Origin of the sequence: Oligoflexus tunisiensis (assembly GCF_001748245.1) — a bacterium.
In the GTDB taxonomy this organism is placed as follows: domain Bacteria; phylum Bdellovibrionota_B; class Oligoflexia; order Oligoflexales; family Oligoflexaceae; genus Oligoflexus; species Oligoflexus tunisiensis.
Genome location: NZ_BDFO01000001.1, coordinates 3132088 through 3146633, shown reverse-complemented (window position 1 = coordinate 3146633; position 14546 = coordinate 3132088). Strand labels below are relative to the sequence as shown.

The 14546-nt window shown below is 54.4% G+C and carries 12 protein-coding genes; 8 read left to right on the top strand and 4 right to left on the bottom strand.

Annotated features, from left to right (window positions below; all coding sequences use genetic code 11):
* Window positions 1-7 precede the first annotated feature (7 nt).
* Window positions 8-838: a nucleotide exchange factor GrpE gene (locus tag OLTU_RS13320; protein WP_141733256.1), complete on the top strand. Its 831-nt coding sequence runs from the start codon at window positions 8-10 to the stop codon at window positions 836-838.
* A 75-nt stretch (window positions 839-913) separates the two neighbouring features.
* Here the strand turns inward: OLTU_RS13320 and OLTU_RS13315 are convergent, their stop codons facing one another.
* Window positions 914-2986, bottom strand: coding sequence for a hypothetical protein (locus tag OLTU_RS13315; RefSeq protein WP_141733255.1), 2073 nt, complete (start codon window positions 2984-2986; stop codon window positions 914-916).
* A 421-nt stretch (window positions 2987-3407) separates the two neighbouring features.
* Window positions 3408-4142 carry a M12 family metallopeptidase gene (locus tag OLTU_RS13310; RefSeq protein ID WP_141733254.1) on the bottom strand — a complete coding sequence of 245 codons (735 nt, stop codon included), beginning with the start codon at window positions 4140-4142 and terminating at the stop codon, window positions 3408-3410.
* Window positions 4143-4551: 409 nt separating this feature from the next.
* Here OLTU_RS13310 and OLTU_RS13305 point away from each other — a divergent pair, with 409 nt between their 5' ends.
* The 4 genes from OLTU_RS13305 (at window position 4552) to OLTU_RS13290 (ending at window position 7709) form a co-directional block, all read left to right on the top strand.
* The gene (locus OLTU_RS13305) at window positions 4552-5037 is read left to right on the top strand and encodes a helix-turn-helix domain-containing protein (protein WP_176736590.1); all 486 of its coding nucleotides are present in this window, start codon (window positions 4552-4554) and stop codon (window positions 5035-5037) included.
* Window positions 5038-5119: 82 nt separating this feature from the next.
* The gene (locus tag OLTU_RS13300) at window positions 5120-5989 is read left to right on the top strand and encodes a TIGR02147 family protein (RefSeq protein ID WP_141733252.1); all 870 of its coding nucleotides are present in this window, start codon (window positions 5120-5122) and stop codon (window positions 5987-5989) included.
* Window position 5990: 1 nt separating this feature from the next.
* Window positions 5991-6938, top strand: a complete 948-nt coding sequence (locus OLTU_RS13295) for a hypothetical protein (RefSeq protein ID WP_141733251.1) — start codon at window positions 5991-5993, stop codon at window positions 6936-6938.
* A 264-nt stretch (window positions 6939-7202) separates the two neighbouring features.
* Window positions 7203-7709: a hypothetical protein gene (locus OLTU_RS13290; protein WP_218110017.1), complete on the top strand. Its 507-nt coding sequence runs from the start codon at window positions 7203-7205 to the stop codon at window positions 7707-7709.
* A gap of 59 nt (window positions 7710-7768) precedes the next feature.
* Here the strand turns inward: OLTU_RS13290 and OLTU_RS13285 are convergent, their stop codons facing one another.
* A complete protein-coding gene (locus tag OLTU_RS13285) occupies window positions 7769-8140 on the bottom strand; it encodes a hypothetical protein (protein WP_141733249.1) in 372 nt (123 codons plus the stop codon).
* Between the two features lie 183 nt (window positions 8141-8323).
* Here OLTU_RS13285 and OLTU_RS13280 point away from each other — a divergent pair, with 183 nt between their 5' ends.
* Together OLTU_RS13280 and OLTU_RS13275 are read left to right on the top strand one after the other, a co-directional pair.
* Window positions 8324-8815: a hypothetical protein gene (locus tag OLTU_RS13280; RefSeq protein WP_141733248.1), complete on the top strand. Its 492-nt coding sequence runs from the start codon at window positions 8324-8326 to the stop codon at window positions 8813-8815.
* A gap of 120 nt (window positions 8816-8935) precedes the next feature.
* A complete protein-coding gene (locus OLTU_RS13275) occupies window positions 8936-11536 on the top strand; it encodes an ATP-binding protein (RefSeq protein WP_141733247.1) in 2601 nt (866 codons plus the stop codon).
* Window positions 11537-11545: 9 nt separating this feature from the next.
* Here the strand turns inward: OLTU_RS13275 and OLTU_RS13270 are convergent, their stop codons facing one another.
* Window positions 11546-12580, bottom strand: a complete 1035-nt coding sequence (locus OLTU_RS13270) for a DUF2939 domain-containing protein (RefSeq protein WP_141733246.1) — start codon at window positions 12578-12580, stop codon at window positions 11546-11548.
* 182 nt (window positions 12581-12762) lie between these two features.
* On the opposite strand from OLTU_RS13270, the gene OLTU_RS13265 reads away from it, so the two are divergent.
* Window positions 12763-14526 carry a hypothetical protein gene (locus OLTU_RS13265; protein WP_141733245.1) on the top strand — a complete coding sequence of 588 codons (1764 nt, stop codon included), beginning with the start codon at window positions 12763-12765 and terminating at the stop codon, window positions 14524-14526.
* The last annotated feature ends 20 nt before the right edge of the window (window positions 14527-14546 follow it).

The following is a 14546-nucleotide window of genomic DNA, read 5'->3' as shown; positions in this document are numbered from 1 at the left end:
ATTGAATGTGAAAGATCTCATTCTCATTAAAACGTATCCGGGCAGGACTGAGGCGGACCAGCTGCGCGATTTCCTGCTGGAGCACGGTGTGGCTGCGGTCATAGTGGCGAATAAAACCCCGCGTTCCGGCAACGATGAAACCGCAACGACAGAATTCTTCGACGTCAGGGTGCCGGCCGTTGACGTCGCCAAAACCATAAGCCTTCTGACCCCGGCTGGGGTCAATCCGCTGCCAGCCGATGAATTTGTTGATATGGAGGACGTTGCCTCCAGCACGGAGGCAAACCTTTTGGCTGAAGTGAATCGGCTTCAGGAGAAGCTCGCGGATATGACCGATAAGTACCTGCGTGCATGTGCCGATATTGAAAACATGCGACGGCGGCATGAAAGGGAGCTCCAGCAGAACACCCGATTCAGCCTTGAAAATCTTTTCAAGGATGTCATTCCCGTTTTGGATGGATTTGACAAGGCCTTGCCCGCCGAGGATGCCGTCGGCCCTCAGTTCAACCGCAATGAAATTGAAAAGACCTTCTATCAGGGCATGGTGCAGCTGAAGGATCAGCTCGCGGCTGTGTTCAGGAAACATGGCCTCAAGGAAATCGATGCCTCGGGCGCCTTTGATCCGAATGTCCACCATGCGATCAAGACCCTGGAATCGCACAATGTGGAGGCGGATACCGTCGGGGAAGAGTACGCGCGAGGCTATACTCTCAACGAAAGGGTTCTGCGCCCGGCCATGGTCAGTGTGGTGACGCGGAAAACTGAGACCGAACCGGAAAAGTCAGGGGCGAAGCCTGGAACATCCAAGGCAGCGGAAGACGAGCGGACCTTGCACTGACAGACAGCGGCATGTCGTGCCCGATGGGGGCCCCCGGAGGGGGCCCTATGCGGCATTCAGATGAATCAATCCCTATTAGCTGGCGCTGGCAGTACCGGCTTGTTCAGGAGTCTCAGGCTGTTCAGGTTCTTCACCTTCAGCTGGAGCATCTCCTTTGGATGGTTCTTCGCCTTCAGAGGGCTCAACCTGGTCTGTAGGTTGCTCACCTTCAGAGGGTTGTTCGCCCTGATCGGTGGGTTGTTCACCCTGATCGGTGGGTTGTTCACCTTCAGCTGGTGTTTCACCTTGATCTGTAGGTTGTTCACCTTCAGCTGGTGTTTCACCTTGATCTGTAGGTTGTTCACCTTCAGAGGGCTGTTGTGCTGGTGTTTCACCTTCGGCTGGAGTTTCGCCTTCAGAGGGTTGTTCACCCTGATCTGTGGGTTGTTCACCCTGGTCTGTGGGTTGTTCGCCCTGATCTGTGGGTTGTTCGCCCTGATCTGTGGGTTGTTCGCCCTGATCGGTTGGCTGTTCACCTTCAGCAGGTTGTTCGCCTTCAGCAGGTTGTTGTGCTGGTGTTTGAGCCCCTTCCGTGGGTTGCTCACCTTCAGCGGGTGCCTTGCCTTCTTCTGCAGGTTGCTCACCTTCAGCGGGTGCCTTGCCTTCTTCTGCAGGCTGCTCACCTTCAGTGGGTGCCTTGCCTTCTTCTGCAGGTTGCTCACCTTCAGCAGGTGTTTCACCCTGATCGGTAGGCTGCTCACCTTCAGCCGGGGTTTCACCCTGGTCAGTAGGCTGCTCACCTTCAGCAGGTGTTTCACCCTGATCGGTAGGCTGCTCACCTTCAGCAGGTGTTTCACCCTGATCGGTAGGTTGTTCACCTTCGGCGGGTGTTTCGCCTTTAGCAGGTGTTTCACCTTCAGCTGGGGCTCCTTCGGTCTGACCTTCCGTTGGATCTTCACCCTGAGAGGTTTGCTCCCCTGGTTGGAGGAACTTCTGGGCATAGAAAGCTTCCAGTCGACGGATATTGGCCAGTTCAACTTCATTCCGTCCTAATTCCAGACTCCATTGCTGGAATTCCGTGCGCAGTTTCTGATAGTTGTCCTCAGCATCGGCAGCTGCCTTCATTTGCGAGGAAATGTTCACGTCCGCCAGGGAACTGATGCCGGTTGTCACCGTTCCAATGGATGACTGCAGACCATCCACGCCTTTCTTAAGCGACTCGACCTCGGAATTGGCTTCCGAAATCTGGGCTTCATGGTTATGGATGTTGAGATCAGCTTCGATAATCTGATCCTGGATCTGGTCGAGGCGGTCCATGATCTGCTCACGACCTTCGAGGTCGCTGGCAGGCAGGCCTGTCAACTGACGCACGAGCTTGGTCCGGTTTGCGATCAGATCTGCTCTTTCTTTCTGAGCCTTGGCCAAGGCTGACTCATGTTGAGCCAGTTCCGTCTGGGCATCCATCAGGCTTTTCTTCTCAGTCTCAATCTCTTTCGCCTTCGCGAGATAGGACTGGATGGATTCCAACTGCTGTTGCTCATCCGCGGTCAGGTTGGACTTCTGCTGCAGTGTGTCTGCCCTTTCCTGCAACATGCGCTCTGTGCCCTGCAGCTGGCCCTTGGACGATGAGACCTTGTCCAGCGCGGCCTCGATTCTGCTTACGAAGGACTCTTCCTTCTGGCTGAGCTCCTGCCCTTTCTGTTGGAGACGGGCGCGAACCTGGTCGAATACCTGGGGCAGCTCGTCAAGCGATTTCACCTGGTGTTCGATCACGAATTTCAGAAGCATCTCGAAGCCTTCAGCATCCGAGAGCGCCTGCTCGGTCTCAGCGTATTGCTCCTTGAGATCATTCAGCTGTTCATTCAACTGTTCCAACTTGCCTTGCTGAGACGCTGCGTTACTGGGATTCTTCTCGATATCCTCTTCGATCGCTTCTATCTCAGCTTGTATCCTGCTGATTTCAGCACGGAACCGTTCTGCAGAAGTTAGCAGTACGGCTTTCTCGGCGTCGGACATTTGATTCAAAGCTGCAACCTGATCAGCCGGGGCGCTTGGCTGAACGATATTTGTTTGCGCTGCCGGATCCTTATCACCTTTGCTGCCTTGCCCGCAGGCGACCAAACCAAAGGCTAGCGCGAGACCTACCGCGATATTTTTCGATGCTTTCATCTTTTACACTCCTGTTAAGCAAAAGAGGCAAACACATCATGAAATTTAGATAAGCTTCTCTCACCCAGATGTAAATAGATAAGAACACCAAAAAGGACTTCATTTTACGCAGGCGGAATGCGAATGCATGAGCTTCATCGATCGCTGCATCGCAGTTCATTCATCATGTTTTTCCGCATACACCAATGTTGCTCAACCACAGTCCAGGATTGATGTTGCCAGCTCAACCATAGGCCGATAAGTCTCGATAAAAATTTATCTCTTCGGATGGAAAGTCGATTTCGGATTTGAGAAAAACGACAGGACGGAAGTTAAATTCCGCGAGGAAAGATAAAAAGTGAGATGAAGCAGACGGGAGACAGTTGTTTCGCCATCAGTTCGAAAAGGTGATCCCTGCCAGAAGGCAGGGATCGGGAAACCCTTACTTCAGCTGGGGATAGAGGGCATGGATACCGGCAATGTCACCTTTTGAAAGTTTGCCGGCTGTCAGGTTGCAATAGGACATGACAGAATCGTAGTCCGGGCGACCGACGTAATCTCTTTCACCGCGTACTTCCTTTTCATTCGGATACTCCCGACTATCACCGTCCCGATCCACGCAATCCGGCTCACCAGGATGGTAGTCGGTCCGGGTATGCTCGTGCAGGAGACCGAGGGCGTGTCCGATTTCATGCAAGAGGACACTCCGGGTCGCCAGCACCACAGTGTCTCTTTTTTTAGACGGTCCTTCCGGATATTTATGGTCAAGCTTAATGAAGAGGGTCGCTCCACCTTCGCCATCCAGACTCTTACGCGTCATTCCTACTTTCGATCGCCCCCCACCATAGGAATAGGAACTGTTATTCCAGTTGTATTCATTCCTGAAGCGGACCCGGATGATGTTGTCATTCATGTCATCGCTGGTGCAGTCGCGCCATTTCTGAAAGGCCACGCCCGCGTGCGCGAATTGGTTCACTGTTGTCTTCAGGAGGTCATCAAAAAGATCATCATGCACTGCGTTTCTGTTGAGAAAACAGATCGGGATGAGCCTTGGGTTGGGCCAGCGCCGGGCATCCACGTCGATGACGGATTTCGTGTCGGAATCTTCTGGCGTTTGGGTTCCACAGCCCAGGGAAGAAAACAGGATGGACAAGGAAATGATCTTCAGAATTCTCACGGCATATCTCCTCAATTGTGGTCCGCATCCTGCCCGCAGAAAGTGCAGAAAGGATCTGACCGCATCTTATGATGCGGCACCATAGGTGATGTGGATTCTGATATCGATTTTGAGTTTCTGTAGTTCATGATCACAGAACATGAATCTGTACAGCATCCTGTGATTCGAAAAATGTGAATGGAATATTTTGATTCGCTCAGGATAGTGCATGTCACTTTTCAGCAAGCCGCAGATCATTCATTTGCAATATCCCAGGACAGAAAAACCAGTGAAATTTCATCGATTAATACTAGAACAGCCTGTTTTTGTAGCCATTTTCAGACAAATTAAAGGACAGAAAAATTTAGCCGTTAATGTATTTCGGAAGGGCATGCAGGGGCATTGCTCAGTAGGAAAAAGGCTGTGCTTCATGACTCGAAAACAGACAACGGTTGAAGAAAAACTGAAGGTCCTCGCATTGGCTGAAATCATTGGCAACATCTCGGAGGCCTGTCGCCTGGTGGGCATCGCCCGATCCAGCTTTTATCTCATGAAGGCTGATTTTGAAAAACATGGCCTCAAGGCCCTCGAACCCAGGCCGCGTCGCAAACCCCAAATGCCCAATCAGGCGAGTGAGGAACTTGTCCAAAAGGTTTTGGACCTGACGCGCGAGTTCCCCAGTTATTCCTACAATCGCATGGCGGCTCTGCTGGTATCACAGGGGATGCAGATCAGTGGTGGGGGCGTGCGCAAGATTTGGGAACGGCATGGGCTTCAGACCAAACTCAAACGCTTTCTGTGGGTTGAAAATGAGGCGAGCGCCGGTCGGGGGAGAATGTCCGATCGCTCCAAAAAGCTGCTGAGGGAGCTGAGGCAGCGCGCCCGATACGAGGACAATAATTCACCAGAAATATGAAAATCATGTGATTTAACTGACTGATTTATATGGATTATTAAAAAATTCTAAAGGACAGTTTTTCTTCTGCCGTTAAGAAGGAATGATGAAGAAAACCCTGCTCATGAAAATCACCGAAGAGGTCAAACCGTCCAGTTTCCTGGACTACAAAAATTATTTAGCCACTCTGTTTGCTCTCTTGAAAAAACATACCGAAGGCTATTCCTATATGAAATTCGCTGAAGACCTGGGTTTTTCAGCGACCAATGTCCTGAGCCACATCATTCAGGGGCGCCGGCCCTTGACGACAAAATCGGCCGAAGTCATCGCCAGGAGCCTCAACCTGCGGGGCGTGGAGCGGCTGTATTTTTTCACGCTCGTGGACTACATCAATGCCAAGGTTCCCGATGACAAGGACGGGCATTTCAAAAAAATCTGCGATCTAAAAAAGGAAGTCCTGGCTGCACCTATCGAAAAGGAAGCTCTCTCCTATTTCTCGGAATGGTATCATCCGGTGATTGGGGAGATGACCCGTCTGCCGACCTTCGAATCCGATCCGCACTGGATTGCCAAAAACCTGGTTGCCCCCATCCGGCCAGCTCAGGTTGAAAAGAGCCTGGATCTGCTCGAGAACCTGGGCATCATCGCGTTCGACGAGGGTCAGAACCGGCATATCCGCTGTGATCGCAACATTGCCACCGGGCATGAGGCCCAGGAGATGGCGGTCGCCAGTTTCCATCAGGAAATGATCAATATCGGGCGACAGTCCATTTCGAAAGTCGAGCAGGAGCACCGCGATGTCAGTGCCGTGACCGTATGCATTTCCAAGGACGGCATCAAAAAGATCAAGGCCATGATTCATGAATTTCAGCTCCTTCTTCTGGCGGAAGAGGAGCGTTGTCAGGAGGCCGAGCAGGTGTATCAGGTCAACATCCAGTTCTTCCCCCTGACCAAAATCAAAAAGAGAGCCTAGGATGCGTTTCCTTAAAACAATGGCCCCTTCCCTTCTTACGCAAGCGTTTTGCCTCGCGATCACGCTGGGCTGCGGCATCATCATTGGCAATCCTCCCTCCGTGACAGAAGAGAGGACGGTAACAGGTTCCGCCGGCGTCGGAAATCTCAGCAACGCGCAGGTGACTCTCTATCGCTTAAATGAAGATGGAAGCCAGGGCACGCTCGTCGGCGCCACTCAAACGGATGCCAAAGGAAACTTTTCCATCACAGTAAAATATTTTGGGCCAGTGGCTTTTGTTGTGACAGGCGGTCAGTACCAGGACCCGGCCAGCGGCGAAACCGTGCAGCCAGGATCCACCGCAATTCTACGTGCGGCTGTCGGCGGCATCCGCGCCGATGATGCCGTCAACATCCATGCGCTCACCACCCTGGCGGCTTCCAAGGCCCTGCAGTCTCCTGGCACCGATCTCATAACAGCGATTCGCAAGGCCCAAACGGACGTTGCCGAACTCTTCGCCATCTCCGACGTCGATATCATCGCCGTGCGTCCTGGGGATCTCACTCAACCCGGCAGCCTGGATGCCACAGCCAGCGAAACCCGGCTGGGCCTGATCCTGACCGCCTTCAGCCAAATGCTCAAAGACGAGGGTCAAAAGCCAACCCAGCTGCCACTTCTAATAAATGCCCTGGCAGAAGACTATAAGGACGGAAAACTGGATAACCTGGTCCAGGGCGCCCCCATTCCCGGCACCTCACCTGTCAATCCCAAAACGGTTCTCGAAAAGCTCGATCCGGCGAAACGGAATTTCCTCGACAGTCCACAAAATAAATCCGGTGTGAAAAACCCGGACAGCGGAACCAGCGGGCAGACCCAAACCCAAAACCCACCTGAGGCTCCCGAGCCAGGCGGATCCGGTGGCCCCGGCAACGGGCCCGGAGGCGACGGTGGAAATGGTTCCCTGCAATAAAGTGTCAGTTGGGATGTCCTGACTCCGTTCTCGAAAGATTTTCGGAGGAAATTTTCTGTGATTCTCAATATTTTCAAGGCCGGATTCCCGTTCATGCTCCTGACTACTGCTTCCCTGTCATTCGCACAAGGCGCCCCCTTGGAGAAATTGGCAGCGCTACAGCAAGCCAAGATAACTGCTCTGGAAAAACAGCTGAGAAATTCGGCCTTTGTCGTTGGCTCCATCCAGCAATCCTTCCTGACGGAATCTCAATTTCGCTCTTTGATGGGCGAGGGCTGGGTTCTCTGCAATGGCCAGGACATCAGCCAGTCGAACCCAAAATCAAAATGGATTCAGGTGACAGGAAACTCACGCGTCCCTGACTGTGCCGGCAAATTTATCAGAACGCTCGGCGGGGAAAGCATGCCGCTGGGTGAAACACAGGCTGACGCCACGGCCGTTAATAATATGAGCGCGAGTTCATCGACGTCTCTGGCCGCAGCCATGTCCGTGACCGTATCGGGCACCCTGGAAGGACAGCTGGACACTCGTGGTCATAGCGATGCAGGGAGTCGCTGGTTTTGGGGGAACGGTGGCTCAGGCGGAAAGTTTTCCATCCAAAACGGAGCCATCGCCGGCGGAGGATTTCATGAAATCTTCCCACGCGTCAGCGGTTCCATGCACGGAAACGCCAGCGGCGGATCATGGTCAACCTCCACACAATTGAAATCCAGTGACAGCGAAACCAGACCGCTCAACATTACGGTGAACACCTTTATCAAGGTGGATTAAACTTCCGATTTTCTTCATGGGCTCTCCAAGGCAATGGAGAGCCCAGGCCTTCACTCCTCTCACAGCTCAAAATATCCACAGCAGATCCGCGAAGCTTCTCCAAGGTCTGCTGTTAAATTCATCCCCTCGCAACTCCGATCATAGACCCAGCTGTTATTGATGAAGCAGGCACAGGACTCCATATTTTCCCCTGAACCGCGGTGAATACATGCGGCCAGATAGTTGTTCCCATCCGCACAATCCTGCCACTCCATGCGGGAGGCGCCGGTCCATCCGCCCTTTCCGTCCTGCCAAAGACTGCTCGTTCCGGTCACCACGCAGGCCGGCCCTTCAGCTTCCGGGCCAGGTTCCATTCTTAAGCTGCCGTATGCGGCGCTGGACAACAATCCAACACTGGAAAATACACTCATCAGCTGGCTTATTCTCATCATGAGGTCCTCCATCCTCGCATCCTACCGCTGCATCTTGCCTCTTCACCATGCCTGGAAACACGTAGGAGCCAGTGTTGCCGCGGTTTCATTCTTTACTTTCCTTGCTCTTGTCGACATCATGCAAAGAATGGGCGCGCCTCTTGGATCGCCCCGCCCCCTTTTCAACCAGGAAAGGCAGCACCTATGCAAAATTCCGATATGAGTCTGGCACCCATTCCAGGACAATCTGCAAAAGAGCCCGTGAGCGATCGCGTCAAGCCTGCGAGCGACAAAAATCGTGTCGATCCCATCGCGCGTAGCAGTGAGCCGGGCCGCAAAGGCGAAGACAGTTTCTATGTACCGCCCAGCCACCTGCATCCCGAGCGTTCGACCGCTCAAACCGCTTTTGAAAACCCGCTCACAGCCTCCAGTGGCGGCGGGTATGGTCTCGATCATTTTCTGGACAAGGGATCAGTCGGTGAATCCGCCGCGGGCTCGCCGATGGAACAAACACCCGATAGGGAACAGCAGGTCAAGGCTCAGGTTTCCGACGTTGCCCATCGTGTCTCGCAACGCGTGAAAGGACGCAGCGATCAGGTCGATCAGGCCATCCACCGCAAGCCCTATATGTATGCGCTGGGTGCCCTGGGAGCCGGCATTCTCGTGGGCCGATTCCTCCGGTCTTCACGTCACTGACAACGTCAACGGTTCCCTTCCCATCGCATGGCAGCGGAGGGGAACTCTTACCCTGATGTATTGCTGAAAACCTGTCTCCATCCGATACGCCCATAGCCGGAAATTTTCACGAGGGATCAGGTGCAATCAACCTGCCTTGGGATCCTCCTGACCTTGCTCACCTGGGTTCATGCTCAGGGTGTGCAGGCGCAGGAGCATGCCACATTCGAATTGAAGGATTGGGAGTATCACTGGGGCGATTTCCCGGTGCGTCCCGAACCTTTTCATTTTCAAATCCCGAGGGAGCAGGCGCACTGGACGCCTTTTGAATCCCCTCTTCTGCGTCCCCCCGGGCGCGGGCAGCATACCATCGGCTGGCTGCGGATTCGGCTGCCGGAACATCTTGAGCTGCACAATCCTGCTGTCTTCATTCCTGGATTTGACCTCGCGGCTCATGTCTTTCTCGAGGACACTCTGCTCTTTCAGTATGGAAGTACGGAATTTGAAGGTTTTCGCCATGCCTTGATACGACTACCCGCGGATTATAAGGGCTCATATCTTTATGTGCGGCTCTTCTCCGACCATACCAATCTGGGGCTCTTCCGCGGCGTTTCTCTTGGCAACCATGAACAACTGATCATGGATATCATCCAGAGCAACGCGGAGATGTTTGGGATTGGCCTCTTCTTTCTGGCCACCGCCCTGGTGATGGGCCTCGTGTTCTGCCTCAACTGGAAACGCAAGGAAATCCTGGCTCTGGCCTTGACCTTTGTCTGTTCGGGTTTCGTTCTCCTCTTTGTGCCGACCAACACCCTCTCCCAGTTCTTTATGCCCTCCTATCTCTTCAATCATCTGCTCTTTCAATTTTCCATGTATACCGTTGCAATCCCCTACTCCCTTTTTGTCGAGCGCATGTTTCCGGCCCGAAAAGCCCACGGCTTTTCCCTGTTGCGTGGCGTCGCCCTCACATATGCGGTCGGCGCCCTGACGCTTTCCCTGGGCGGATGGATCCCTCCCATGTCCACCCTTCTGCCCGGTGAAATCCTGATTCTGATCGCCTGTGCCGTGGTCATGACCCGTGTGGTGCAGGCCGTCTGGCATCGGGAACCGCACAGTCTTATTTTTGGACTGGGTTCCTTATGTCTGCTGATAGGCACCGTCCGGGATGTTCTGGTGGAGATGGGTCTGGTCTCGTTTGCCACCCTTCCGATCTCGCTGCACTATTGGGTGCTGTTTTTTTTCCTTTGCATGATCGTGGCCCTGATTCGCTCGATCACCAGAACCTATGATCTGGCGGATCAATACCTGGGCGAAGTCAAACGACTGAATCTGCAGCTGGAAAAGAAGGTCGAAGAGCAGACGCTTGAAATCAAGATGATCCTGCAAACCATCGAGCAGGGTATTCTGATAGTGGATCAACAGGGCTGCATTAAACAGGATCATTCCCACTATGCACTGCAGCTGCTCGGTGAATCGGAGCTGGCCGGGTTGAGCCTCGATCAGGCGGTCCTGGCGAAAACGGATCTCGCCGACGATCAAAAGCAGCAGATTCATCACATCCTGACCGCTTTGATTCAAGAGGATATCCTCACCTGGGAGGTCAACAGCCCAGCCTTTCCCAAATCCTTTCATCTGAAAACGAACCATGGACGGCCCCGGGCGATCGAGGCGGAATGGACGCCGTTCTTTGATGCCGAGGAAAGGATCAGTCACATCCTCTTAACGCTCCGCGACGTCACGGAGATTCTCCAGTACCGGCAGGAGGTCCTGGCCCACGAAGAGGAATGGAAAAACCTGGAGGAGCTGGTGCACGTGCCGGCTGATCGCTTCCGTATGTTCATGGAGCAAAGCCTGCGTCTCGTCCATGCCTGCCAGAGAGCCCTCGCCCGGGACCCGATCCGGGATGCTTTCAAAGTCAGCCTGCGGCATCTACATACATTAAAAGGCAATGCCCGCACCCTCGGTCTCCGCCGTTTGTCGGGGGCCTTCCATGCGTGCGAAGAGAATCTGCTCAGGAAAAGGCGCTCTGAAGATGAGGCCTCGCTGCATCCCATGCTTCTGCAGGAAATCCAGGTCCTGGAGTCGCTCCTTCATGAATATCAACGCCTGAACGATTCTGTACTGGATCGCGGCGGAGGCAGCGTATCCCCAAGTGAAAAATCCAAACCTCGAACTCTCGACTCCCTTATCGCGGATTGCCAGCCGGCTCTGGCGCGCACGGCTCAGAGTCTGAACAAACCGATTCCAGAGGTTGACCTGCACGGCGATACGTTCGTGATCCCCGATGGCCTTTATCAGGATCTCAAGGATGCCTTCCTGCATCTTTTCAATAATGCCCTGGATCATGGCCTTGAGGATGCCGAGACGCGCCAGCGTTCCGGCAAGCCCGCCGCAGGTCGCATCGTCCTCTCCGTCTCGCTTCAGAATGATGCCATCGGATTGGAATGGCGGGACGATGGCCGCGGATTGGATCTGAAGGCCCTGCGGAAAAAAATGCCCACGATTCAAAAGGATGAGGAGCTGGCGGCGCTTATCCTTGAGGATGATATCTCCACCCGGAATTCGGTTTCGGAAATCTCAGGCCGTGGCCTGGGTTTGGCCGCCGTTCGTCAGTTCTGCCAGGACCATGGCGGCAGCATCAGCATTCGTCTGGATCCTGCACAGCCCGGCTCCGATTATCGAACCTTCGCCTTTATTCTTAAACTCGGGCGAGCCCTTCTGGAAAAGGATTCCGCGGCATGACCGCCATCCTTAATTCACCGGCTGAATATCCTCATAGCGCGTCACCGGACGCAGAGTCTGCCCCGTCTCAAACCTGAGTTCCTGAGCCGAAAAACCCACCCGAATCTTCGGATCGGTGAAGACGTTTTCGGTGTCCTCCCAAAAGTCGGGGATGACCGTTCGTTTCATTCGCAGCGGCTCCCCCGATTTCCAGGAGATGGCCTTCATGCTGAGAGGCCATTCCTTGATAAGCCCGCCATCGGCTGCGGTCACCGTCACCTGACCCTGAATCGCCGTAATGGTCTCCGGAAAAAGATTCCTGCAGGTGACATCCAGGATCAGCGACTGCCGCAGCCCGAGCAGCTTTTCCTCATATTGAAGGCTCGCCCGACATTCCAGGAATTGGGCCAGCTTTTCCAGCACCTGCTCATTATATCGGCTCAAATAATGCTGCTGATCCCGAGCGTACTCATCCAGCGTCGTGGCGAGGCCTTCCAGACCCATGATCTGCCAGCGCTCGTCCTTTCCCAGCACCAGCAGAAGATTATAGGTCCTGTTCAACCTCGGGACATGAACCTCAAGGTTGGCCAAAGCCCCTGCTCCCCGTCGCGCCACGGAACCAATTTCGAAAACGGTCGCCTCACGAAAAAAATCCCGCGTGGCCAGCAGATTGCCCAGGATCGCATCGGCTGGATCCGGAAGCCTGGTATCCCTGAACCGCGCTTCTATTTCTCTCTGAACCAGATGCAGCTGCTGCGGTTTCAACACCTGACCCACATTGGATTCGATCGTACTCGCCAGCGCCTCCCACCCGCTTCGGGCTGACTCACGAATGCGTCTGGAGTTTTCCGCATCCTCGATGGAGCGGATCACAGCAGGGAGATTGACGTAGGAATAGAACGTGGCCAGATCGCGGCGTGCGGCGGCGCGGCTGATGCGATAGAGGGCGTACTCCGGCGTTTGAAGGACATAAACAAAAGCGACGATAAGTCCAAGCCCTAGGACCACAATCAGCCATTTGGACCTTTTTACCGCCTGGATCACGACATGGGATTGCTTCTTCATCGGCTGCCTCTTTTCCTTGTCCAGAAATCTTTACATAGTTTGGCCTCAACAGAAAACCTCAGATGATCCAGGGGGCTTGTCTAAAAAACAGCCACACCGTACTATGAGATTTCAAGTCTATGATATTCCGGGCACTTCAGCTAATCTGCTGTCAGTCTCATGCGAAGTCAGGGAGAGCATCCATGGTCTCAGTTGAAGACATCGAGGGGTTCGCGGCGTCTCCCCATCACAAAATCCTCGCCGCCATCATCCAGGGCGAGACAGGAATGTCGAGCGCCGGTTTTCCGACGATATCGGAAATTTCCTTTCACCTGTGGATGACGAACGTCCCGCACCTCTTCACACAGGGCTCGGCTCTGCTGGACTGGTTACAGACGATCGAGGAAGGAATAGCGCGCACCACCCCACCCTCGAGCCAGGCGGTCGAATCCTGGCTTCGGGCCATCAAGGTTCTCGAGACGGTGATTCAAACGGCTGCGGTGACCGCACCGACCGATCTCTGGCTGATGAAACATATTCTGACGAGTCATCATCGAGCGGGGATCCTGAAGCTGCTCCAATCACGCAAGGTCGTTTGCCTTCAGGATTTGGCCTCCAGCCAGGGCCTGAGCATCCAGCAGCTGCGCTACGATTTTCATTTCCTGAAAAGTCGCGCTGTGGTCACGGATGCTGACGGAGACGATGGTTGCGCGCTGACGTCCCATCCGCAGATTCAAAACCTGATCGATGCATTTGAGCCGCTTGATCCGGCCGCTCCTGTCAATTGGCTGCCTCTCTTAAACCAGTGCTTCGCCGGGCAGACTATTAGCCGGGAGGACCGGCAGCAGCTCACCGATTTCCTCACGATGCCCGAGGAGCTCAAGCCGGCTCCCAACTGGATCCCCGGGCGGCTTGAAATGGAACTCGGTTATCGTCTTGTTCCACTCCTCCTTGCCTGGCGCAATAGCCCCTACCATCAGGCGAGTCCGGAATGCGTCATACCCGAGAAGGTGGTCCTGTCCCATCTCATGAACGCCTGCCTGATGCAGGCGGGTCTTGTCCATGAAGGCAGCAAACCCACAGCCCTCGGCCGGCGTGTGCTCGAACGCGGCCCCGGACCCTTTGGAATCATCCACGCCTATCACGAATACATGAAACATCATTCCGCTCTCCTCCAGGGCCAGAGAGGGCAGACCTGGGTCGCGCGCGGGGAGAACGTCGCAGCGAGTCAGGATGCGAACCGCAAGACCTTCCTGATGATCAATGACAGCATCGATCGCTTCATGGCTCGGCATAATTTCCAGATGAAAGTGTTCATCGAACATGCGGTGGGCCAGGGAGAAGCGACCCGGCAGCGGTATGCCCGCAGTGGGGCCGATACCATTCAATATTTCGGTGCGGATCTTGAGGACGCAGCGATCGATCGGGCTGTCGAAGCCCAAAAGCGCGGGGAGCTGCCACCCAACATGCGCTTTGTCAGGAAAGCCGATATCGGTGATCCGGGCTACCTCATCAAACCGCTGGAAGCCTGGGGCGTGTCGGTCCAAGGGGCGATCATGGTGGTGGGGAACGGTTTCCATGAAATCAGATCGCAGACCAACGAGAAAATGATCGCCGTCTTCAAAGGCTACAATGAAGCCGGGATCCTCCTGATTTTCACCGAGGAATCCGCCCTCAGTGATGACGATCTCCTCCACACCGGCTGGAACACCTATCACGCAGGCTTCCGTTTCGTGCATGAAATTTCAGGTCAGGGCCTGCGCCCGGCCTATGAATACGATAAGGAAACCGATCGTCTGAGCTGGCGGGCCTGCCTGGAGCGTGCGGGTTACTGGGTCCATCCCAGCTATACAACCCAAACGCGGACCATCTATCCGGTGCCGCGTGCGAATGGATACAATCCCGCGATCAGTGTGAATTATTTTTGCATTCCCACCTGGCTCGCGGGCAGGGTGCGGGAGAATTGATCGTCAGGCTGCGAGGCTCA

Bases quoted from the DNA above. Each gene is read 5' to 3' on its own strand.
- OLTU_RS13315 (WP_141733255.1), bottom strand. From the start codon at position 2,986: ATGAAAGCATCGAAAAATATCGCGGTAGGTCTCGCGCTAGCCTTTGGT.
- OLTU_RS13305 (WP_176736590.1), top strand. From the start codon at position 4,552: ATGACTCGAAAACAGACAACGGTTGAAGAAAAACTGAAGGTCCTCGCA.
- OLTU_RS13300 (WP_141733252.1), top strand. From the start codon at position 5,120: ATGATGAAGAAAACCCTGCTCATGAAAATCACCGAAGAGGTCAAACCG.
- OLTU_RS13295 (WP_141733251.1), top strand. From the start codon at position 5,991: ATGCGTTTCCTTAAAACAATGGCCCCTTCCCTTCTTACGCAAGCGTTT.
- OLTU_RS13290 (WP_218110017.1), top strand. From the start codon at position 7,203: ATGGGCGAGGGCTGGGTTCTCTGCAATGGCCAGGACATCAGCCAGTCG.
- OLTU_RS13285 (WP_141733249.1), bottom strand. From the start codon at position 8,140: ATGATGAGAATAAGCCAGCTGATGAGTGTATTTTCCAGTGTTGGATTG.
- OLTU_RS13280 (WP_141733248.1), top strand. From the start codon at position 8,324: ATGCAAAATTCCGATATGAGTCTGGCACCCATTCCAGGACAATCTGCA.
- OLTU_RS13270 (WP_141733246.1), bottom strand. From the start codon at position 12,580: ATGAAGAAGCAATCCCATGTCGTGATCCAGGCGGTAAAAAGGTCCAAA.
- OLTU_RS13265 (WP_141733245.1), top strand. From the start codon at position 12,763: ATGGTCTCAGTTGAAGACATCGAGGGGTTCGCGGCGTCTCCCCATCAC.